Annotated in this window: 21 protein-coding genes; 4 read left to right on the forward strand and 17 right to left on the reverse strand. The window is 42.0% G+C overall.

What is annotated here, in order from left to right; all coding sequences use genetic code 11:
- Window positions 1–2: 2 nt before the first annotated feature.
- From ISP07_RS13945 to recQ, 3 genes are all read right to left on the reverse strand, one after another.
- The gene (locus tag ISP07_RS13945) at window positions 3–1,718 is read right to left on the reverse strand and encodes a BamA/TamA family outer membrane protein (protein WP_209327948.1); all 1,716 of its coding nucleotides are present in this window, start codon (window positions 1,716–1,718) and stop codon (window positions 3–5) included.
- A 67-nt stretch (window positions 1,719–1,785) separates the two neighbouring features.
- On the reverse strand, window positions 1,786–2,082 hold the full coding sequence (locus ISP07_RS13950; protein WP_209327949.1) for a DUF3630 family protein: 297 nt from the start codon (window positions 2,080–2,082) through the stop codon (window positions 1,786–1,788).
- 7 nt (window positions 2,083–2,089) lie between these two features.
- A complete protein-coding gene (gene recQ / locus ISP07_RS13955) occupies window positions 2,090–3,913 on the reverse strand; it encodes a DNA helicase RecQ (protein WP_209327950.1) in 1,824 nt (607 codons plus the stop codon).
- Window positions 3,914–4,138: 225 nt separating this feature from the next.
- Between recQ and rarD the strand changes: the two genes are divergently transcribed.
- A complete protein-coding gene (gene rarD / locus ISP07_RS13960; protein ID WP_209327951.1) occupies window positions 4,139–5,062 on the forward strand; it encodes an EamA family transporter RarD in 924 nt (307 codons plus the stop codon).
- A 2-nt stretch (window positions 5,063–5,064) separates the two neighbouring features.
- Here rarD and ISP07_RS13965 read toward each other — a convergent pair whose 3' ends face one another.
- Both ISP07_RS13965 and ISP07_RS13970 read right to left on the reverse strand, forming a co-directional pair.
- Window positions 5,065–6,300 (reverse strand): diguanylate cyclase, encoded by a 1,236-nt coding sequence (locus ISP07_RS13965; protein WP_209327952.1) that lies wholly within the window; start codon window positions 6,298–6,300, stop codon window positions 5,065–5,067.
- Window positions 6,301–6,378: 78 nt separating this feature from the next.
- The gene (locus tag ISP07_RS13970) at window positions 6,379–6,753 is read right to left on the reverse strand and encodes a DUF413 domain-containing protein (protein ID WP_209327953.1); all 375 of its coding nucleotides are present in this window, start codon (window positions 6,751–6,753) and stop codon (window positions 6,379–6,381) included.
- A gap of 90 nt (window positions 6,754–6,843) precedes the next feature.
- Here ISP07_RS13970 and ISP07_RS13975 point away from each other — a divergent pair, with 90 nt between their 5' ends.
- Both ISP07_RS13975 and ISP07_RS13980 read left to right on the forward strand, forming a co-directional pair.
- Window positions 6,844–7,698, forward strand: coding sequence for a LysR family transcriptional regulator (locus tag ISP07_RS13975; RefSeq protein ID WP_054554216.1), 855 nt, complete (start codon window positions 6,844–6,846; stop codon window positions 7,696–7,698).
- Between the two features lie 196 nt (window positions 7,699–7,894).
- Entirely contained in the window at window positions 7,895–8,827 is a 933-nt protein-coding gene (locus ISP07_RS13980) for a porin (RefSeq protein WP_138601117.1), read from the forward strand.
- Between the two features lie 79 nt (window positions 8,828–8,906).
- Here ISP07_RS13980 and recG read toward each other — a convergent pair whose 3' ends face one another.
- Genes recG through asnC form a run of 3 tightly spaced genes read right to left on the reverse strand, consistent with a single transcriptional unit; the run spans window position 8,907 to window position 12,246 of the window.
- Window positions 8,907–10,988: an ATP-dependent DNA helicase RecG gene (gene recG, locus ISP07_RS13985; protein ID WP_209327954.1), complete on the reverse strand. Its 2,082-nt coding sequence runs from the start codon at window positions 10,986–10,988 to the stop codon at window positions 8,907–8,909.
- Between the two features lie 38 nt (window positions 10,989–11,026).
- Window positions 11,027–11,743, reverse strand: coding sequence for a tRNA (guanosine(18)-2'-O)-methyltransferase TrmH (gene trmH, locus ISP07_RS13990; protein WP_054554219.1), 717 nt, complete (start codon window positions 11,741–11,743; stop codon window positions 11,027–11,029).
- Window positions 11,744–11,787: 44 nt separating this feature from the next.
- Window positions 11,788–12,246, reverse strand: coding sequence for a transcriptional regulator AsnC (gene asnC / locus ISP07_RS13995; RefSeq protein WP_054554220.1), 459 nt, complete (start codon window positions 12,244–12,246; stop codon window positions 11,788–11,790).
- Window positions 12,247–12,443: 197 nt separating this feature from the next.
- Here asnC and asnA point away from each other — a divergent pair, with 197 nt between their 5' ends.
- Window positions 12,444–13,439, forward strand: a complete 996-nt coding sequence (asnA, locus tag ISP07_RS14000; RefSeq protein ID WP_166339519.1) for an aspartate--ammonia ligase — start codon at window positions 12,444–12,446, stop codon at window positions 13,437–13,439.
- 48 nt (window positions 13,440–13,487) lie between these two features.
- Here the strand turns inward: asnA and ISP07_RS14005 are convergent, their stop codons facing one another.
- The 9 genes from ISP07_RS14005 to narH form a co-directional block, all read right to left on the reverse strand.
- Entirely contained in the window at window positions 13,488–15,092 is a 1,605-nt protein-coding gene (locus tag ISP07_RS14005; protein WP_054554222.1) for a DUF342 domain-containing protein, read from the reverse strand.
- A gap of 153 nt (window positions 15,093–15,245) precedes the next feature.
- Window positions 15,246–15,638, reverse strand: a complete 393-nt coding sequence (locus ISP07_RS14010) for a RidA family protein (RefSeq protein WP_054554223.1) — start codon at window positions 15,636–15,638, stop codon at window positions 15,246–15,248.
- A gap of 11 nt (window positions 15,639–15,649) precedes the next feature.
- Window positions 15,650–17,755: a bifunctional GTP diphosphokinase/guanosine-3',5'-bis pyrophosphate 3'-pyrophosphohydrolase gene (spoT, locus tag ISP07_RS14015; RefSeq protein WP_199529939.1), complete on the reverse strand. Its 2,106-nt coding sequence runs from the start codon at window positions 17,753–17,755 to the stop codon at window positions 15,650–15,652.
- Between the two features lie 130 nt (window positions 17,756–17,885).
- Window positions 17,886–18,161, reverse strand: coding sequence for a DNA-directed RNA polymerase subunit omega (gene rpoZ, locus ISP07_RS14020; protein WP_054554225.1), 276 nt, complete (start codon window positions 18,159–18,161; stop codon window positions 17,886–17,888).
- A gap of 103 nt (window positions 18,162–18,264) precedes the next feature.
- The gene (gene gmk / locus ISP07_RS14025; protein WP_199529940.1) at window positions 18,265–18,885 is read right to left on the reverse strand and encodes a guanylate kinase; all 621 of its coding nucleotides are present in this window, start codon (window positions 18,883–18,885) and stop codon (window positions 18,265–18,267) included.
- 183 nt (window positions 18,886–19,068) lie between these two features.
- Window positions 19,069–19,851 (reverse strand): peptidylprolyl isomerase, encoded by a 783-nt coding sequence (locus ISP07_RS14030; protein ID WP_209327955.1) that lies wholly within the window; start codon window positions 19,849–19,851, stop codon window positions 19,069–19,071.
- Window positions 19,852–19,921: 70 nt separating this feature from the next.
- Window positions 19,922–20,605 carry a respiratory nitrate reductase subunit gamma gene (gene narI / locus ISP07_RS14035; protein ID WP_166339513.1) on the reverse strand — a complete coding sequence of 228 codons (684 nt, stop codon included), beginning with the start codon at window positions 20,603–20,605 and terminating at the stop codon, window positions 19,922–19,924.
- Window positions 20,606–20,614: 9 nt separating this feature from the next.
- Complete coding sequence (gene narJ, locus ISP07_RS14040; protein ID WP_209327956.1) at window positions 20,615–21,328, reverse strand: nitrate reductase molybdenum cofactor assembly chaperone; 714 nt, start codon at window positions 21,326–21,328, stop codon at window positions 20,615–20,617.
- Between the two features lie 3 nt (window positions 21,329–21,331).
- Window positions 21,332–22,867, reverse strand: coding sequence for a nitrate reductase subunit beta (narH, locus tag ISP07_RS14045; RefSeq protein WP_166339509.1), 1,536 nt, complete (start codon window positions 22,865–22,867; stop codon window positions 21,332–21,334).
- Between the last annotated feature and the right edge of the window lie 8 nt (window positions 22,868–22,875).

Consider the following 22,875-nt stretch of genomic DNA (forward strand, 5'->3'; position numbering starts at 1 on the left):
CTTTAAAAGGTATTTTTAACCGTTACTAGCCACTGCACAGAGTCGATATCATCATCTTGTTTGTTAATTGGTGCGGCAATATCTAGGTGAATTACCGTACCGGCATTGGCACGGCTTGGCGCTAAGCGAAGGCCCACACCCACATTTTGTAGCACGTTACCATTGGCACCATTATCTTTGTCGTTATACCACGCTCTACCAATATCATAAAACGCAGCACCACCCACTTTAAACAATTGCAGTAAGTCATATTCCCAGTAGTAGCGCTTCTCTAAAGTCACTAAAAAGCTGCGGTCGCCTACTTGGTAGTCAAGCGGGTATCCACGCAGGCCATTCTCCCCACCAATCGTGAGTTGCTTATCAGCAGTGAGATTTTCTGCATATTGTAGGCGGGCTTTGGCATACCAGCTTTGTCTTAGTGTGGTATTGAGGTAATACTGTAACTGCGTGCTGGCAAACAGGTTTTCTACGTCATCGGTTTCTTCATTCCAGTAGCCATCAAGGTCTGCTTTAAAGCGCCACAATTGGTTGTCTCCAGAGTAATGCGCCTTTGATAAAGATAACGAATAAATAGTACGGCTGGCATCGTCGCTAAAGTCTTTACTCGAATAACCGAGAAAGGCGTGGATATTCCAACCAAGGTTTAAATCTTCAGTACGGTAGATGCTATCGAAGTTTCTAACCTTAACGTAGTGATCTTCAAACCATTGACCACTAACGTAAGGGTAACTCAGCGTTCTATCTTCAGCGATAGGTAAATTCGTTAATGATATGGCCTTGAAAGTATCTTTACGATTTTCTACCCCGAGTTTGATACGCTGAGTCCAGCTATTGCCAAGTTGTGATGAGTGACCAAAGTAAGCACGGTTTAAAATGGTCTTTTGCTCAAATTCGCTAACTACATCGCCGCGATAGTAAAGTGACTCTCGGCGTTGATCAGAGTAACTTGTCACACCGTAGCTGTAGGGCGTATCAATCGAGAAAAACGGATAGCTTACATCGAGATAATGACGTTTACCGTCATCGTTGTCTGAGTATTCTAAACGGCCTTGATAACGGCTAGAGAATATATGTGGATCGTCATACACAAATAGGTAACCTGTGCGATCAGCATCACGGGTGCGGCTAAATGACACTCGTTTACCCCAACCTAAAAAGTTTGACTCGCGAAAGCCGATACTCGACTCATTCTCACCGCCGCTACGGCTAAAGCTTATTTCTGGTAATAAAGTCCACAGATCGCGCGTAATTACTTTTACATGGACGTTGCCATCACAATCGAGCTTTGCGTTGATACGTGCATCATATAAATAGCCTTGTTTACGCAGTAACCGCTCTGACTCTAGTAATTTACGTGGATTGTAAACATCACCTTCTTCGAACAATAAAACGCTGTGTATTACCTCTGGCTCAGTCGTCATGTGAGCGCGATTGGCAAAGCGGAATAAAAAGTTATTTTCTTCTTCTAGCTCAGTGTTAAAGACGTTTAGCTGTTCAAGTTCAATGGCGACTATTTTACGGTTATTAGCAGCATCGGGAAGTGGATTATCTGCATCGAGTTGGCGGCGTAAGTTATTATCTTGCGATTTAAGCGTGCGCTGGTTTTGACAATAATTATTATCGTCAGTTAATAGCTGCTCTGCATGAACATTGGCTGCTATGCAGATTGGTAATAGTGCTATTAGCCTAGCAACAAAGTGCGACTGCTTAAATCCCATTTACACCCTTAGTTGAGTATGTCCTGTGCAACTACTACATACTAAGCGTGGAAAAAAGTCTAGCTTATTATTGTAATTGCATGACTAAATATTGATAAAGTTGCGGTAAAACTGCACTGGCCTCAATGCCTTCAGCATTAATCCAAATACTTTCACTGTAATGTTCAAAGTTTAGATTAAAACTATGATCTGTAAAGTGAAAGCGTAATTGATGACGATCAGCGCCAGCATCAAAGTCGGCGGTTGTTATTGCTGGAGCGTGTAAGAAAAGGGTTGCCCAAAGTTCAAAGTCTTCGTCGTGTGGAAGCTCACTTGACGTTATGAGAATGATTTCATGCTCAGTATCATAGCTTAGTTCAGTCATATCAGTCCTAATTAGCGGCAAGATAGTCGCGAATGGTATTTAAAAACGGTGCGCCGTACTTATTGAGCTTAGTGAAACCAACACCCGACACTTTTAAAAACTCACTGTCGTTGGTTGGCATTAACTGCGCCATTTCAGCGAGGGTTTTATCATTGAATACCACATAAGGTGGTACATCATCAGCATCTGCCAACTCTTTACGTAAGGCACGTAATTTTGCAAACAGCTTTTTATCGTAATTAAACTGAGCAAGTTTATCTTGGTAAACGTGCTTAGCTTGTAGGCGAGGTTCAGCAAGTTGCAGTGCATACTCACTTTTAAGCACCGCACGGGCGGCTTCGGTTAAGCGTAATGAAGAGCCTTGGGTAATATCTTGGCTTAATAACCCTTGATGGATAAGCTGCCTTAAAATACTCAGCCAGAACTCCACACTATGCTCTTTTCCTATGCCATAGGTGCTTAGCTGGTGGTGATTGTTATCACGAATACGGCTAGTATTTGCGCCACGCAGTAACTCAACAATATAGCCAATACCAAAACGTTGTTCTGCACGATACACACACGAGAGAGCTTGTTGCGCGACAAGTGTGCCATCAAAGCTAGTCGGTGGGTTTAAGCAAATATCACAGTTACCACAGGTTTCGCGCTTATATTCACTAAAGTAATTTAGCAAAATTTGTCTGCGGCATGTTTGTGCTTCGGCAAAGCTGGCCATAGCATTAAAGCGTTGCTCTTCAACACGACGCCGTTGCTCGTCTTCAATATCTTCAAAAAAGCGGCGTACGCGACCAATATCGGCCGGATCAAAATACATTATCGCTTCTGCAGCCAGACCATCACGACCTGCACGACCGGTCTCTTGGTAGTAAGCCTCAATGCTTTTTGGAATATCGTAATGCACCACAAAACGTACGTTTGGTTTATTAATCCCCATGCCAAAGGCAACGGTCGCAACCACAATTTGAATATCGTCACGGGCAAAGCCCGATTGCACAAATTGGCGTTGTTCATTGCTCATACCTGCATGGTAGGCGGCAGCATTGAACCCAGCATCAGCAAGTTTTTCGGCTACATCATCAACTCGCTTACGGCTGGTGCAATAAATAATGCCGCTTTGATTTTGCTGTTCTTTTAAATATCGAAGCAGTTGCACCATAGGTTTGAATTTTTCTTCTATGGTGTAACGAATGTTAGGTCTATCGAAGCTACCAGTGTGCACGTAAGGGTGGTTAAGCTGAAGCTGTTCAATAATATCGTAACGGGTTGCTTTATCAGCCGTTGCTGTAAGCGCCATCATAGGTACATGCATAAAGCGTTGCTTTAACTCGTTGAGCCGACAGTAATGCGGCCTAAAGTCATGACCCCAATGCGACACACAGTGAGCTTCATCAATTGCAAAAAGTGCGAGTTTAAGATGACTCAAACGCTCTAAAAATTCGTGTTGTAGTACTTTTTCTGGTGCAACATATAACAGCTTAATTTGGCCGTAGTGTAATTGCTGGTAGACAGCTTGTTGCTCTTCAAAAGGCAGGCTGTTATTGATGTAGGCCGCTTGCACGCCGAGCGCCCTTAGTTGGGCAACTTGGTCTTGCATCAAGGAAATAAGCGGCGAGATAACCACAGTAACACCATCGAGGATCAAAGCAGGTACTTGATAGCATAATGATTTTCCTCCACCCGTTGGTAAAAGTACAAGCGAGTCTTGGCCGTCTAGCGCTGCGGCTATAATCGCTTCTTGGCCATCACGAAAGTCCTTGTAACCAAACACTTGTTTGAGTACGGCTTGTGGTGATCGAACGGGTGTGTTGGGCATTGCGGTATTGGTATTCATCGCCGAGCATTTTAGTGGTTTTTTATAGCGATGTCTTTAGCAATATACCCAAACTACCTCAAAATGCAGAATTCAGCGTTTCACAGGAGCTTAATATCAAGGCGTTACTTTGCAACAATGGCAGTCCCTTTTAAGAAGTAAATACATGGGTTTATTTAGCGCGTTTTGGTTGCGTCACTGCTTAGGGGGCGTAAAATAGCGTTTTTAAACTATAAAGCCAAACTTATGCCTACCAACATTGAGCAGCGAAAAGGCGTCATTTTCGCTTGTTTAGCCTTTTTTATGTGGGGTCTCGCGCCCATTTATTTTAAGTTATTACAGCAGGTTTCTGCTTTTGAAATCTTAATGCATCGTGTTATTTGGTCGGTGTTGTTTTTACTTCTTATTATTGCAGCTCGTCATCAGTGGCAGCGTATTCGTGTCGTGCTTGGGCAGCCTAAATTACTCTTGATGTTGGTAATAACTGCAAGTTTACTTGGCTTTAATTGGGGCTTATTTATTTGGGCGGTGAACAATAATCATATGCTCGATGCTAGTTTAGGTTATTACATCAACCCACTACTAAATGTGTTGCTTGGTATGTTGTTTTTAGGTGAGCGGCTGCGTAAATGGCAAGGCGTTGCTGTAGGCCTCGCGCTTTGTGGTGTGCTGCTTCAATTAGTGAGCTTTGGATCATTTCCTGTGGTTGCTTTTTCGCTAGCTGGCTCGTTTGCTATTTATGGTCTTTTACGCAAAAAGCTGCCGATTGAATCATTACCAGGGTTATTGCTCGAAGCACTTATTTTATTACCTGTTGCACTTATTTATTGGTGGTTTATGGCGCCTTCGCCAAGCTCTGATTTAACTGCAAATGATTGGCATATTAACGTGTTACTGATTAGTGCAGGAGTGGTGACAACTTTACCACTGTTGTGTTTTACCGGTGCAGCAAAACGCCTTCAGTACAGCACATTAGGCTTTTTTCAGTACATTGGTCCAAGTTTAATGTTTATGCTTGCCGTGGCTTTTTATGGTGAGGTATTTGATGCTGAGCGTGTGGTGACCTTTGCCTGTATTTGGAGCGCTTTGGCGTTATTCAGTTGGGATTCGTACCGCCAAAGTCGTAAGCAACGCAAAGCGAAATTAGAGGCAGTGACTAAGCCTGTATAGGCTTAGCTTATTAGCTTGTTGCGCCCAGACTCTTTTGCTTGATAAAGCTTTAGATCGGCCTGTTTTATTAGTTCATCTAAACTATAAATAGGCCCATTATGAAAACCAATCGACAGCGTAAACTTGATACGGTCTTTGCTAAATTCAGGGCTGTGCTTTTCAACAAATAAGCGGAATTTTTCTAAACGCTGTAACGATTCATGTCGGTCTTGATCAGCAAAATATACTGCAAACTCTTCACCACCAAAGCGGCCAACTAAATTATTTTTAAAATACTTTGCCATACATTGCGATAGGCCTTTAAGCACTTCATCACCGGCATCATGACCATAGTTATCATTTATTGATTTAAAGTGGTCAATATCGATCATAGCTAAAGAGACAGAGTTTTCTGCCAGTTTTGCAGCTTTGAGGTGGCTGTTTGCTTCACCAAAGAAATAGCGGCGATTAGGCAGCTTAGTGAGGTAATCAGTGTTTGCCTGTAAACGAATCGTTTTAATGTTTTCAAGCATGTCGACGTTTTGACTTAGCCGGCAATAGAATTCTTCATTATTAAATGGCTTGCGAAGGTAATCGTCTGCACCAGATTTTAAAAAGCGCGTTGATAAGTGCAGAGTATCGAGTGCAGAAATGCCGATTATGGCTTTTTCATCATTGGAATATAAACGACGAATTTCAACACAAAGCTCATCCCCATTCATGTTTGGCATTTCGTTATCGGTAATGATCACCGATATTTTTGGGTTTTCAGCCAGTACTTTTAAAGCGTCGACACCATCAACAGCTTCAATGGTTTGGTATTTGTGACGAGTTAATAAGTTACAAATATGGTGGCGAGTTGCCGCTGAATCATCAACGACAAGAACTTGCACTTGTTCATTTCGAGGCAAGCGAGCGAGTTGTTTTTCCAGATACTGATAAGCTTGTTTATTTTCTTTAGTAATGTAGTCAATTATTGGGTGCTTTTCGACAATATTACGCGTTGTCTCATCTAGGTTTCCCGTCATGACAATTGTAGGAATATCAGAGGCGATAGTAAAAGGAACTGCTTCGCCTTTTGGTGCATCAGGTAGAATAAAGTCTACTACCGAGCAAAAATAAGAGTGCTCTTCAACTAACTTTTTTGCTTCAGCCAACGAGCCTGCAATATCGGCTTCATAACCAACTTTTTGCGCGATATGCTTTTGCACTCGCGCAATCGTTGGCGTATCTTCAATTATTAATATTCTTCTAGTCACGGTTTGCCTTGTTATAACTTTTTGGCGAAGCAATAGTTACTACAAGTTTTAACCTTAAAAGCCTAAAAAAGCAAATCGTTATAAGCTGTCTGACTCAGAATAATATTCAACGCTTTGTGTTGTTGGGTTTACAATACGGGAACGTCCAAACAATGTATGAAATTTCGTTTTGCAAGTGGTTTGCTTTAGGTATTTGACCCAAGCACGTTCAATTGCATTGGTCGCTTCAAGATTGCCGGTGACAACTTGAACAAATTGAGTTTGAAATTCATTTTGTGGTTCTAGGGTTTTGTTGTATAAACCTTTTAGAACAACACCATGCTGCTCGAGAATGTCGGCTTCTAGCAAAGTGAAGTGACCACTACGACCAAAACCGCGTGGGAAATTTTGATCATCATAGAATTGACGTTGGCTTGCAAATGCCTGACGAAGTGATGAAATGTCATTGCTCATGGCTTTATCCTCATGCCCTAATTTCTTGCTGGAGTATGGATCAAGTTGTCGATTTTATTAAACAAATTATTTTTATCGTAAGGGTAAAAAATGGATATCGATTTATTGAAGACTTTTGTTGAAGTGGTCCGTACGCGCCATTTCGGTAAGGCAGCTGAAAATTTATATATTACACAGTCTGCTGTGAGTTTTCGGATCCGACAATTAGAGCAAGGTTTAGGCGTTAACTTATTTATTCGCCAACGTAACAACATACAGTTAACGGCGCCCGGTGAGCGATTACTGCCACATGCACAAATGATCATTACGGGTATGCAGCGCGCAAAAGTTGATGTGGCACTTGCAGATAATATGCATAAGCAAATTAGCTTAGCAGGAACACCTAATATTTGGGATGCATTTTTACAGTTTGGTATTACTAATATTGTTTCTGCTATGCCGGGTGTGTCGTTAGTTGCCGAAGTCAAAGCACAGCAAGAGAGTACTCGCTTATTATTGGAGCGTACTCTAGATTTAGCTGTGTTGTTCGATCCCCCTAAAGTAGATGAACTGGTTGTACAGCGAATTTGTGAGCTACCTATTATTCCTGTGAGCGCGTTTGAAACAGCAAATAGTGAAAACTTTTTCGATAATCAATATGTGTATGTTGATTGGGGTACCACCTTTTCTTTATGGCATGCTCGTGAGTTTAACGGCCACGCCCCTCCATATTTTAGAACCAGTACGGGCCGTATTGCGCTTGATTTAATTTTGAAGTGCGGCGGCAGTGCCTTTATTCCTCAGTTATTAGTTGAAGAGCAGCTTAAATCTGGTGAGCTTTATCATGTTGAAGATGTTGCGCATACATCGCGTGATGTGTTTGTTGCTTACCACAGAGACAACGAGCAAACCCCTCTGTTAGAGAAGTTAGTCACTTTATTAACTGAGCTCCAAATAAAAGCTTAAAATTAATTTAATTTAGCTTTCATAAAAATTTAATTTTACAACAGTGAGTTACGTTTTTATTTCAAAATTAATTACATTTTATGAAGCTAAATTGACGCTTTTATTTCAACTGTCATCTTTCTGTCATTTTTTACTGTCACACTGCGCGCATTGAAACACAACATGTGTTTTTTGTTGCGATTATTGAGGAAACGACATGAAATTTGCAAAGTCTAGCTTATTCCTAGCTTTATTTGGTGGTTTATCTTTTTCTGCACTAGCTGATGTAGATGTATATGGTAAAGCAAACGTGACTGTTCAATCATCAGATGATGGCGAAGGGTCTTTCACTGAAATTAAAAGCAATAACTCACGTTTTGGCTTAAAAGGTTCAGAAAAAATTTCTGAAGGCTTAGAAGCGGTTTATAAATTTGAGTTTGGTGTAGACGTATCTGACGCTGATTCAAAAGGCGACAATGACGATAACATCACTGCGCGTAATCAATACGTGGGTGTGAAAGGTAGCTTTGGTCAAGTTGTTATCGGTCGTAACGATACAGCAATGAAGCAATCTCAAGGTAAAGTTGATTTATTCAATGACCTTGAAGGCGATATCAAGAACGTATTTAAAGGAGAAAACCGTTTAGGCGACACCATTTCTTATGCTTCTAAAGACTTCAGTGGCTTCAAAGTATTAGCAACTTATGTAGCTGAAGATGATGTAGATGCTGATAACGGGTACTCAGTAGCGTTAACTTACGGCGATGCAAAACTTAAAGAAAGCAAACTTTATGCATCAGTTGCAGCTGACAGCGAAGTAAAAGGTTACGACATTGTTCGTGCAACAGTACAAGGTAAACTAGGTGACTTCAAACTAGGTGCTATGTACCAAACACAAGAAAAAGTGGATGGTAGTGCAGAAGCTGATGGTTACTTAGTAAATGCTGCTTACCAAATGAATAGCAACACGTTCAAAGTACAGTACCAAGTAATTGACTTTGATGAAGGCGATAAGAAAACAGCTATTTCTGCAGGTGTTGATCACAAGCTAAACAAAAACACCAAAGTATTTGGTTTCTACTCAACGTTTGATACAGACAATCAAGTTGACCAAGATTACCTAGGTGTTGGTATTGAATACAAATTCTAAGTGAACACTCCCTTACTTGTGAGCCCAGCTAATTAGCTGGGCTTTTTTATTGAACAACAAAATTATACTGAAGTTAGCTTTAAGCTTGTGCGTAGTTTGATTTGCCTGCAAGCCAGCGTTGAATCAATTTATCGGTAAGTTCTGGGTAGTCATTCAATATTTTGAAAGCGATGGGTCTGACATGATTGAGTGTTTGTTTATCGCGGTTTAGGTCGGCGATTTTGAATTCAGCTAAGCCTGTTTGTTTGGTGCCAAGTACTTCACCTGGGCCACGAATTTCGAGATCTCGCTCAGCAATCACAAAACCATCATTACTTTCACGCAGCACACCTAAGCGTTTTTGCGCTGTGGCTGATAATGGCGCGTGATAAAGTAAAACACAGTGTGATGCCGTTGCCCCACGACCAACACGGCCGCGTAGCTGGTGAAGTTGTGCAAGCCCTAACCGTTCAGGGTTTTCAATAATAATAAGGCTCGCATTAGGCACATCAACACCCACTTCAATCACCGTTGTGGCAACCAGTACATGAATATTACCTGCTTTAAACTCACTCATAATGGCTTGCTTTTCGGCGGCTTTCATCCGGCCATGCACCAAGCCAACGTTTAGCTCTGGCAGTGCTGCTTTTAATTGCTCGGCGCTATCCTCGGCAGCTTGGCATTGCAGCACTTCAGATTCATCAATCAGGGTGCAAACCCAATACACTTGACGACCTTGCTCTGAGCATGCTGTTCTCACACGTTGAATGATTTCGTCTCGGCGTGCATCAGGAATCGCCACTGTTGTAATAGGCGTTCTACCGGGTGGTAACTCATCAATCACTGAGGTTTCTAAATCAGCGTAGGCTGTCATTGCTAAGGTTCGCGGGATAGGGGTTGCAGTCATCACTAATTGGTGTGGGTAGCAATCACCAAAGCGACCTTTTTCACGCAGTGATAAACGCTGATGAACACCAAAGCGGTGTTGCTCATCTATGATAATTAAAACGAGATTATTAAACTCAACCTGTTCTTGGAATAATGCATGGGTGCCAACAATCATTTGTGCTTCCCCAGAGGCGATTTTTTCCAAAGTCGCTGTGCGCTCTTTACCCTTACTTTTGCCTCCTAACCAGGCAACTTCAACACCGAGTTGATTAAACCATTGGCTAAAGTTGATACCATGTTGCTCTGATAAAATCTCTGTTGGTGCCATTAAAGCGACTTGGTAGCCTTCGCTTATCGCTGTGAGCGCACTGAGTGCTGCAACTAAGGTTTTACCAGAGCCGACATCGCCTTGTACTAGGCGCATCATCGGAAACGGGTGTTGTAAGTCACCTTTGATTTCTGCCACCACACGACTTTGCGCGTTGGTTGGGCTAAAAGCTAAATTAGCTAAAAACTGTTGCTCAAGTTGGTTATGAGGCTTTAAAGCAACCGCTTTTACCGTTTGCCCTTTTTGGCGCAGCTTTAAAAGGCTTAAGTTTTGCGCAAGCAGCTCTTCAAACACTAGCCGTTGCTGAGCAGGATGCATACCCTGTTCAAGAGCAGTTAAATCAACATCGTTTTGTGGGCGATGTAAGATCATAAGTGCATCGGCTAAACGCATTCCGGTTGGCTGAAACTGTTCTGGCAGTAACTCTTCGACAGGGTATTTAGTTAATAGTGCAAGTGCTTGATCGCTAAGTGCACGAATAGATAACTGTTTTAGCCCTTCGGTAACAGGATAAACAGGTGTAAGCGTGGTATTAGTTGGTTGCTCAGAAGGGGTATCCGATAAGCTGTATTCCGGATGTGTCATTTCAAAGCCAACTCTGCCACGGCGGATCTCACCAAAGCAACGAATGATTTTACCTGCACTTAAGGCATTTTTTTGAGCCGCGCTAAAGTTAAAAAACCTGAGCGTTAAACGGCCCGTGCCATCATTTACTTGGCAAACCAGCATGCGCCTTTTTCCAAAAGTAATTTGGCTGGTTTCAATGGTGGCTTCAACACTAACATGGCTATGTGGTTGCAGCTCGCAAATTGGGTGAATGCGGGTGCGGTCTTCATAGCGATGAGGCAAATGAAACAGCATGTCTTGTACCGTATGAATATTTAGCTTAGCTAGGCGCTCGGCCATTTTTGGGCCGACGCCTTTTAATTCTGTAATTGGGTATAACGCTAAGCTTGGATGACTCAAAGGTGACTCAAATTATTAATTAGTAGACTTTTTTCAGTTTACTTGCACTCGTTAGTGGCTTCAAGCGGTTGCGTGTGTTTTAAAATGTTCCAGAACGTTTCATCAGCAACAATTTCGCCATTTTCATCCAGCTCAGGGTACGGCAGCTCTTTTTCGCGGCATTGTTCAGCAATGATAGGGTGACAGCCTTCAAACAAAATACGATGCTTAACTTTCGCATCAAGCATATCGCGGTTATAAAGGCCTGCTTCTTCACGTTGGCGCTGTGCTTCAAATAAAATAAGTGCTGCTGCAACAGATACATTAAGAGATTGCACCATTCCTTGCATTGGGATGATGATGTTTTTATCAGCATGAGCGAGGGCACGCGGCGAAATACCATCACGTTCTTGACCAACAATAACAGCTGTCGGTTTGGTGTAATCAATTTCACGAAAGTCGACTGCGTCGTCGCTGAGGTGAGTTGCTAAAATTTGTACATCAGGATTTTGCGCACGCATCATGGCTACGGCTTCATCGATATTGCGATGCAAGTGAGTTTCGAGCCAGTTTTTACTACCACCTGAAGTATTGTTAGTTAACCATTTTTGATTCTCTGGCCATACAGCATGAACATGATGGCAGCCTGTCGCGTCAGCTGTGCGGGCAATGGCCGATAAATTATGATGCTTATGTACTTCTTCTAAACAAACCGTTAGGTCCGTTTGGCGGCGATCTAACACGCGCTTAACACGCTCAAAGCGAGTTGTATCCATAGTTGTGTGCTCGTTGACGGATTCTAATTGGCGCTGATTATACCCTAGGGAACAACAGCACGGCTAATTGGGTTTTGTAATGAGATCAGCGTTTCTGTTGATTGAATAGCTTCGATGGCTTGTATTTTGTTAATTAACACATCTTGTAGATGATCAATTGAGCGTGCCATCACTTTGATAAATATACTGTAATTACCCGTGGTGTAATAGGCTTCTACGACTTCTTCTAGCTCTTTTAAATGCAGTAACGTTTGTGGGTAATCACGGGCATTGTTGAGGTTAATACCAATAAAACAGCAAACATCGTAACCAAGCTGTTTGGCATCAATACTGACTTGGGTACCTGTAATAATTCCCGCTTGTTTCATCTTTTCGACTCGAACATGAATAGTTCCGGCACTTACTGCAAAGCGTTTAGCAAGTTCTGCATACGCTGTTCGCGCATTTTCCATTAAAGCATTAAGGATGTTTTTATCGAGATTATCGATTTGATAATTTTCCATGGTATTTATTAGTGTTAATTATTGAATCAGTAAAATTTATAGCATTATTTTTATGAAAATTTCAATGTTAAGTTCTTTTTATTGCGGGTTATTGAAAATTATGTTTGTTTGGTTGAGGATTGTTTTAACAGGAGGGGCCAAGCAGCGGGTTTCTCTAATCAAGCAAGTAACAATAACTGGGAATGAGGCCAATTATTATGAGTTCACACTACCTGCAGCAACAGCAGCAAATTAGTAAAGTAAAACAGTTTTTTTCAAGCCAATTAGAACAACAATTAGGATTAGTTGAGGTACAAGCGCCGATCTTGGCAAAAGTAGGCGATGGTATTCAAGATAACTTAAGCGGTACTGAAAATGCTGTATCGGTAGCAGTGAAAACAATTCCGGGTAGCCAATTTGAAGTAGTGCACTCTTTAGCTAAATGGAAACGCAAAACCTTGGCTGATTACGATTTTTCGGTAGGTGAGGGGCTCTATACGCATATGAAGGCGCTTCGCCCAGATGAAGAATCTTTAAGCCCAATTCACTCGGTGTATGTTGACCAATGGGATTGGGAAAAAGTAATTTGCGAGAGTACTGAGCGCACCTTAGACAAGCTAAAAGAAACCGTAACATCACTTTATCAGGCTATTAAAGCAACCGAACGCTTTGTATCAAGCGAGTTTGATTTAACGCCATTTTTGCCAGAGCAAATCACCTTTGTACACAGTGAACAGTTACGTCAGATGTATCCTGACTTTACTGCAAAACAACGTGAAAAAGCGGTAGCACAAGAATACGGTGCGGTATTTTTAATTGGTATAGGCGGCACACTTGCCGATGGCAAAATTCATGACGTACGAGCACCGGATTATGACGATTGGTCAACCCAAACCTGTAGTAAATTTGCTGGCTTAAACGGTGATATTTTAGTTTGGAACCCAGTGCTAGAAGATGCCTTTGAAATCTCTTCAATGGGCATTCGTGTAAGTCCTGATGCATTAGCTACTCAATTAGCGATTACAGGTGACCAAGCTCGTTTAGAGTTTGATTGGCATAAACAGCTACTTGCGAAGCAGTTCCCGCAAACAATTGGTGGTGGGATTGGTCAATCACGACTCGCTATGTTGCTGTTACAAAAACAGCATATCGGGCAAGTACAAGTTGGTGTTTGGCCTGAACAGCTAAAACAGCAAGTGGAAGGAATTCTCTAAGTTAAGATTAATGACCCTGGTAAAAAGAGGCTTAAAGCCTCTTTTTTATTAACTGGTTTTAAACTCCACCTCAACCTTGTTCTCTTCAAGCTTAACCTTGCAAGGGGGGTACTTACGGTTTGTACGTAGCACTTTTTCAAAAATATGTATTTCTACCCCTGAGTGCAATGTTTTGTTAACGACTAATTGCGCATCTTCAAGTAAATCATGCAAATGATGCTCTAAACTTGATAGTTTTTTCTCAAGCATTTCAGCTTGCTCGCAATAGTGCATTTGTGTGGCCCCTATTTTGGCCAGAAGAGTTTTTTTCTTTTCTGCATCTTTTACTAAATCCGCTTTTTCGATAGCCGCTTGTAAGGTATCAAGTTGCGAATCTGTTTGTGCTAAATCTTTGAAGCATTGGTCTGTTTGTGCTGTTACATCAGCACCTGAAGCCGCTAAGTTAATCACCATCTTCGCGCCTGATTCATTGCCAATTTCGCCAGCAATAACTATTTGAGCATCTAAAATTTCACCGCCAAATAGTTTTCCTTGGGGGTTATCTTCTTGGCCGACTTGCAACAATTTAGTGGCTTTCATTACACAATGGCTGGCTTGTCGGTCGATGAGGATATTGTTTGCTTCAAGGTAGCTGTATTGACCATGTGATAAGTGAATGTCACCTTGGCTGATGATATTACATGATAACTTTTTATCTTCGAGTTGGTGGCCAATTACGCCTTGTTTTATGGTGATATCACCAGCTGCAGATAAATGACCAGACTCTACAGTGCCCATAACTGTTATATCGCCTTTGGCATTAATACGCATTCCCGGCTCAACATTATGAGTTACAATGACGCTACCTTCAAAATCTACATGGCCGGTTTTTACGTTGACATCGGCAATGGTAAAAATATCATCAACACGCATGCCATTCGCGATATCTACTGGAACACCTGCAATGGCTGAAATAAGTTCAAGCGGATTATTTTTAGATATTTCGGTACCTTCACCAGCAACTAGAGTATTACTTTCACCAGGCTTGGCTGGTAATACATCACCGGTAACAGTAAAGCCTTCTTTACCCGGAGTCGCAGGGATTTGCTTGATAAGTAATACGCCGGGTTCGACACTGGCAAGCTTGCCAAAATCACGCATATCGACAGTACCATCTTCACGCAATTTGGGTTTTTTTAAGCGATCTTTGAGCGTTTCAACTTGAGAAACTAGTTTTGATGGTTGGCCATCGATAGGTAAGCGACCTTTTGCTAGCACGCCTTTAGCGACTTCTCCTGCTGGTAACTCAAACTGTTGTTGTAATAGCTGTTCCAAGAAAGCTTGTTTGTATCCGCGAGCAACGCCCGCTCTGATAAGCTCCTTTTTAGCTTCATCAAGCGTCATAACTTTGCCGCCTTCAGCAAGAGTAAGTTCGCCTGTAGCAAGCATTTTATCATCGCTTAGGGTTACAACTAGGCTCGCATCATGTTTAGAGGCAACAACAAGCATGCGCTCGTTAGAGTCACTTTTGAAGAATTTATTGATAGCTTCATGATCCACTCTGCATTCGCAAAATGGTGACTTTTCTAATGCTTCGATAATAAACGCAGCACTAGGAGGCGAGTTTTCATGAACATCTAATAAAACGTTGCCGTTGTGAGCGAGCTTAAACACGTGGAGATCCTTTTTGACTACATTAGCTAAAGGTTTTATTTGTTATAACAACAGAGTGCTAGAGATTTGCTAATGAGTCAAGAATTTCGGGTGAGGGAAGTAATAACTTTTTCTAAAAAAGTGCCAGCAACTTTGTGTTGCTGGCAGGGCTGATTAGTTTGTTGAAGGTAGCTCCATGATACCGTCAATCTCAACTTGCACACCTTTTGGTAACGCACGTACGCCAATTGCGGCGCGTGCAGGGTATGGTTGCTTAAAGTACTGGCTCATTACTTCGTTGACAATCGCAAAGTTAGATAAGTCAGTTAGAAAGATATTTACTTTCACCATGTCTTGAATTTGGCCGCCGGCAGCTTGGCAAACAGCTGTTAGGTTTTTGAATACTTGGTGAGTTTGCTCAGTGAAGTCTTCAGAGATCACTTCCATTGTTTCTGGTACAAGTGGAATTTGACCTGATAAATAAACAGCCGTGCCTACTTTAACTGCTTGGCTGTAAGTACCGATAGCTGCAGGCGCATTATCAGTAGAAATAAAAGATTTGTTCATGATTATCCTTGTTACTTTTTACGATAGACTCTTTGCACATCAGGCATAACGCGAATGCGGCGCATAATGTTAGCAACATGAACGCGGTTTTTAACCGTGATGCCTAAATCTATCATGTATAAATTACTTTCTTTTTCGTCAGTCGCTATTTCAACAATATTGGCTTGGGTTGAGGCAACAACATTGGTTAATTTAGCCAGCGCACCTTGGTGATTAATAATCTCAATACGAAGGGCAGCAATATATTCTTTCTCTGGGTTATCGTCCCATTTTACAACGAGGTATTTTGAGCGCTCTTTTTCCCAACCACGAATATTTTTACATTCTTGGCGGTGAACCGTAAGGCCTTTACCTTGGCTTATATAAGCTGTAATTGCATCACCCGGGACTGGGCGGCAGCATTTAGAGTAATTAACTAACATGCCTTCAGTACCTATGATGGTCGCTTTTGCTTTTTGTGCTAGGTCGTCTAGGTCGTCTGCATCAACTTGCATCAAGCGTTTTGCAATAAGCACACTCATGAGATTACCTGAGCCTATTTCGACTAGTAGCTCAAGGACGGTATTTAGTTCATGCTCTTGAAGTACACGGCGAATGTTTTCATCTGGAATATCATCCAGTTTGGTTTCACCAAGTGCTGAGTCTAGTAAACGTCGACCGAGCAGCATGGCTTCTTCATGCTGTTGGCTCTTCAGGTAATTGCGAATACCTAAACGTGCTTTACCTGTTACAACAAAGTTTAACCAAGTTGCATTAGGGTGCGCTCCAGAGCTGGTGATGATTTCGACCGTTTGCCCTGTATCAAGCGCTTTGCTGAGTGGGTGAGGTTTACGGTTAACGCGTGCTCCCACACAGGTATTACCTACATCAGTATGAACTGCATAAGCAAAGTCGACTGCTGTCGCACCCATTGGTAGCTCAACGATACGGCCATCTGGCGTGAAAACATAGATCTCTTCAGGGAATAGCTCTGTTTTAACGTTTTCAACAAACTCAAAAGACGAACCAGCGCTTTGCTGAAGTTCCAGTAAGCTTTGCATCCATTGGCGAGCACGTTGTTGTGCTGTGTGGCCTGCATTATCACCGGCTTTTTTATACATCCAGTGAGCAGCGACCCCTTTATCTGCCATATGATCCATATCGTGGGTACGAATTTGAATCTCAACAGGAATACCATGAGGGCCAACTAATGAGGTATGAAGCGACTGATAGCCGTTAGTTTTTGGTACAGCAATATAATCTTTAAAGCGAGTTTCGATTGGCTTGTAAAGGTTATGCGCAACACCTAATACGCGATAACAGGTATCCATATTATCAACATTGATACGAAACGCGTAGATATCCATCACTTCGTTAAACGACAGCTCTTTATTAAGCATTTTTTTGTAAATGCTATAAAGGTGTTTTTCGCGGCCAGATATAGTTGCTTCGATGCCAGACTCTTCTAAACGCGCTTCAATTTCAGTTTTAATATTACTGATAACTTCTTTACGGTTACCACGTGCTTTGACTACTTCTGATCTTAATGCGCGATGGCGCATCGGGTATAACGCTTGAAAGCCTAAATCTTCTAATTCATTTTTAATATCGTGAATACCAAGGCGGTTCGCAATTGGTGCGTAAATCTCTAGGGTTTCACGGGCAATGCGACGGCGTTTGTCAGGGCGCAGTGCGCCTAAAGTACGCATGTTGTGAGTACGGTCAGCCAATTTAATTAAGATCACGCGAATATCTTGCGTCATCGCCATGATCATTTTGCGGTAGTTTTCGGCTTGGAATTCTTTTTTATCTTTAAAGCTGAGTTTATCTAGCTTACTCACCCCTTCAACAAGCTCGGCAACCGTGTCGCCAAAAATTTCAGCTAAGTCTTGTTGGCTAAAGTCAGTATCTTCAATCACGTCATGCATCAGGGCAGCCATCAGCGTTTCGTGGTCTAAGTGCATGCCGGCAAGTATTTGTGTCACTTCGACAGGGTGGGTGATATAAGGCTCGCCACTTGAGCGTGTTTGGCCTTCGTGGGCTTCGCGAGCGACCACGTATGCTTTTTGTACCAGCTCAATATCAGCAGGTGGTAAGTATTCGGATATTTTCTTTTTGAGGCCTTCGAATAGATACAAAGTCACACTCCAATGCGCAAATGAAGTAAATCGGTAACGGTATGAATAGAATATACGATGAAAAGAAGGGCTTGCCAACGGCTAGTGTAGAAATACTAGCCGTATAGCTAAATCAAAGCGGGGAGCTTGATTACTGGTTGCCACCTACGATAGCAGCCACAGCAGCCATTTCTGCTGCTTCTTGATGTTGTTGTTCTTCACGATCAATTAAGTCCATAGAAGAGCTATCTACTAACCCTTTCTCAATTTCACGTAAAGCAATAACCGTTGGTTTGTCATTTTCAGCATCAACGAGTGGATCTTTACCACCAACCGCGATTTGGCGGGCACGACGAGCCGCAACTAAAATTAAGTCAAAACGATTACCAATTGCATCTACTGCATCTTCAACAGTTACGCGAGCCATCTTAGCACTCCAAATAAATTCTTAAGCAAAGGCGTAGTTTACTGTACCAAGTTAAATTCGCCAATAGCTTGTGGTTAATTTTTATCTTATTCTTAAAAAAGTATTACTTAAGTAAGTTCTCTAATAACGCCTGATGGCGCACAGCTTGGCTTTTTAACGATAAACGTTTAGCCATAACGATCGTTTCGATTTCTGTAAGCGCAGTATCAAAGTCATCATTAACAACAACATAATCATACTCATTATAGTGTGATGTTTCTGATTGTGCTTTTGCCATTCTTCCTGCGATCACCTCAGCAGAGTCTTGACCACGGTTATTTAAGCGCGATTCAAGTTCTTCTTTTGATGGTGGAAGAATAAAGATAGTCTCAACATCATCAACTAATTTGCGGATTTGCTGAGCACCTTGCCAATCGATATCTAAAAATACGTCAATACCTGCTTCAAGTTGGCTTTCGATTGCTTGCTTAGACGTACCATAGTAGTTATCAAACACTTGCGCCCATTCAAAAAAGTCATTTTTCTCAATTAGCGCTTTGAACTCATCCACAGAAACAAAGTGATAGTGCACACCGTTTTCTTCACCCGGACGAGGTGAGCGAGTGGTGTGCGAAACCGATACCTTCATATCGCTGTGTTTCTTTAGTAAAGCACCAATTAAGCTTGATTTACCAGCCCCTGATGGAGCTGACAAGATAAATAAATTTCCGCGAGTTTGCGCCATGATCTGTCTCTATACAAAATAAATAGGCCTGCGGGAGCGCTACTCCAGCAAGCCTTTACAATGTAGTACAGTGTACTGTATTTGACCTGTTTAGCTCAAGCTTGCTAGTTGAAATCGGTTTCTTGTTCTAACTCATTGTTAGCTTGCGACCATGGACTTTCAACTCGCCTTATGTCTTTAAAGCTATTGTACTAAAGGGCTACTGCTTACATTAAAATCAAACCCTTCGATTTTTGCATCAGCAATTAGTAATTGGATATATTGCGCGATGGCTTTACGTTCTACTTTTTTATTTAAGTAGTTTTGAATGCGTAACTTGACGGCTTCATAAGGCAGTTGTTTACCATCTTCTTTAAAATCAACATAGACAATATGATAGCCAAAACGGGTTTCGATTGGGTAGTTGATCAACCCTTCATCAGCACTAAACACGGGGCGCTCGAATTCACTAACTGTTTGCCCTTTAGAGAGTTGCCCTAGTTGCCCGCCTAATGTGGCTGAGTCGCATTTGGAATGTAATTTTGCAAGTTCACTAAAGTCGGCGCCTTGCACTAAGGTTGCAATAATGTGCTCTGCGAGTGTGAATGCTGTTGCGCGTGCGTGTTCATCTTCGTGTGGCGCTGCTAGTAAAATATGGCGTGCTGCAATCAATGGTGGGGTGGTGAACTTTGCTTTATTTTGATTATAGTAATGTTTGCACTCTTGTTCGGATGCAGTCGGAATGAATACTTCTTTTTTGATTAACTGGTTTAAGAGATCATTTTGCTGCTGCTCTGATAAAGTACTTGAACCTTTGTTAGCATGATCCGTTAATTTTAAATGTGACGCGCGTTGTTGTAATAACTCCCCAATGATTAAACTTTCAGCAGCATTGACCATTGCTGCTCGGTGGTCATTTGCTGGGTGGTACTGCATTTCATGCAGAATATCGGATTCGCTGATAGTATGATTATTGACTGTGATCATGGTCACCTCTGCACTGGATATTGCTAAAAGGAAGGCTGCCAACTAAAAGGGTTAATTGGCAGCTAAGATATTAAGATTTGCTACGAACAACTTGGTAACTACGAGATAGATACTGAATTGGTACGCTGGCAATGTGCACTAAACGGCTAAATGGGAAGACTAAAAATAAGCTCATTCCTAAAAATACGTGAAGCTTATAAATCCAGTGCACTTGTGCTATTGCCGCAGCGGCTTCTGCACCGTCTAAGGTGACAATATTTTGCGCCCAGCTCATTAGCAGTAGCATTTCTGCACCGTCTAAATGACCTGCAGAGACAAAAATTGACAGTAACCCTAAAATCAATTGCACATAAAGTAGCAGTAATACGGCAATATCCATTTTGCTGCTCGTTGCTCTGATCCGTGGGTTGGTTAAGCGGCGTTTAATTAAGATTGTTAAACCATAAAAACACAGTAGACCAAATACCCCTCCAAGGCCCATTGCAATTAATTGTTTATGGCTGGCTTCAATCCCAACCACATGCCATACCTCTGCGGGTGTCAGTAAGCCAACAAAGTGACCCAATAACACCATGATGACACCAATATGAAAAGCACGGCTACCTCGTTTTAGCTCTTTGCTTTCAAGTAATTGGCTTGATCCGGTTTTCCATGTGTATTGTTCTCTGTCATAACGAATGATTGAGGCAATAATGAATACCGCTAAAGTAATGTATGGATAAATTCCAAAAAGTAACGTATTTAAATAACTCATGGTATACCCCTAACTGGCCTGTTGATTAAAGTCAGTCCAGGAAACTGGAACATATTGATCTTTGCGTTGTGTCTCAAGTGGGCGATTAACCGAACTAGGGCAGTTTGTTGCATCTTGAGCGCCAAACGTGACGGCTTCTTCTTCCCATTCTTTATCAATCGCTTGCTTTGTATCGTCTCGTTTTTCTTCATTGATTTGTGCTCTGAGTGCATTTAAATCTATGTTACTTTGGGCAATATCAAGTAAGCTCGAAAAAACAATGGCATAGTTACTTTCTCGTTTTTCGAGTCGGCACATAAGTAAAGCAAGGATATGCTCAACCTCAGATAACCACTCTCGAGCATTCTCGCTCCCTTGTGTTGCTAAGAAATCCAAAAATAGCGGAATGTAGTCAGGTAATTCGTTGAGGTTTAGCTCAAGCCCTGCTTGTTTATATTGTTCAATTAAATCGACCATGGCCTGACCACGGTCACGGCTTTCGCCGTGAACGTGTTCAAAAAGCCACAAACCTAGCGCGCGACCACGCTCAAACAGGCCATCGTACTGTGCTTGCCAATCCATTAAGTCGCCTTGGCATTGCTGTTGAATAAATGCTGTGAGTGCTGTTTTATTGTCATCATTTAATGAGCTTTGATTAACAATCTTGATTAACTCAGCTTCGGCTTCAACCAACGACTGTGTAGGGTAATCAAGTAAATGAGAGAGTACGCTTAATACTTGCATCGTTTACTCCTTTATTTCTACAGGAATGATTTGCTTAACGGTTTGTTTTTTTCCGCCAAACAGATTCACACCATTGTTGCCGTCACTACAGCCGTTACCAAAACTAAAGCCACAGCCATTTTTCATATCATAGGCATCTGCTGCATAAGATTTATGGCTTGATGGGATCACAAAACGATCTTCATAGTTAGCAATTGCCATGTAGCGATACATTTGTTCAACTTGCTCGGCGGTTAAGCCTGCTTGTTTAAGAACTTCAATATCTTCAACGCCTTCAACCTGTTGTGAACGCTTAAACGCTCGCATTGCAATCATGCGTTCAAGTGCCCTAATAACAGGCTTTTCATCGCCTGCGGTAAGTAGGTTAGCTAAGTAGCGCATCGGAATTCGCAGCGATTTAAGGTCTGGGATCACGCCACTCATACCAACATGACCTGCTTCAACCGCTGTTTGAATTGGTGACAGTGGCGGGATATACCACACCATAGGTAATGTTCTGTATTCAGGGTGTAGAGGCAGTGCAACTTTCCAGTCCATCGCCATTTTATAAACTGGTGACTGACGTGCCGCTTCTAGCCAAGTTTCAGGGATCCCCTCTTTGCGCGCAGCTTCGATAACCTCAGGGTCATTTGGATCTAAGAACATGCTGAGCTGAGCTGGGTAGAGATCTTGCTCGTTCGGTACGCTGGCGACTTCTTCAATGCGATCAGCATCGTATAAAAGAACACCTAAGTAGCGAATACGGCCTACACAGGTTTCAGAGCAGACAGTTGGTTGACCCGCTTCAATACGTGGGAAGCAGAAAATACATTTTTCTGATTTACCTGACTTCCAGTTGTAATAGATTTTTTTGTACGGGCAGCCTGAAACACACATTCGCCAACCACGACATTTGTCTTGGTCAATCAATACAATGCCATCTTCTTCACGTTTATAAATTGCGCCCGAAGGACAGCTCGCTACACACGCTGGATTGATGCAGTGCTCACAAAGACGTGGCAAGTACATCATGAAGGTTTTTTCAAACTGGCCGTAAATATCTTTTTGAACAACATCATCGAAGTTCTTGTCTTTTTTACGCTCAGAGAACTCAGTCCCTAAGATCTCTTCCCAGTTTGGTCCCCAATTGATTTTTTCCATGCGTTGACCGGTGATCAATGAGCGTGGACGAGCCACCGGTTGATGTTTGCTATCAGGTGCGTTGTGCAGGTGCTGATAGTCAAAATCAAACGGCTCGTAGTAATCATCAATCTCAGGTAAATCTGGATTTGAAAAAATATTGGCTAATAAACGGCGTTTATTACCCTGGCGTGGCTCTAACGTACCATTTTTATTGCGTTTCCAGCCGCCATGCCATTTTTCTTGGTTTTCCCATTCTTTTGGATAACCAATACCTGGTTTACTTTCAACGTTATTAAACCAAGCGTATTCAACACCTTCGCGGCTAGTCCACACATTTTTACAGGTGATCGAGCAGGTATGACAGCCGATACATTTGTCTAAATTTAAGACCATGCCTATTTGTGCACGTACTTTCATAATTCTAT

The sequence above is a fragment of the Pseudoalteromonas sp. PA2MD11 genome, from assembly GCF_017808125.1.
GTDB lineage: Bacteria > Pseudomonadota > Gammaproteobacteria > Enterobacterales > Alteromonadaceae > Pseudoalteromonas > Pseudoalteromonas simplex.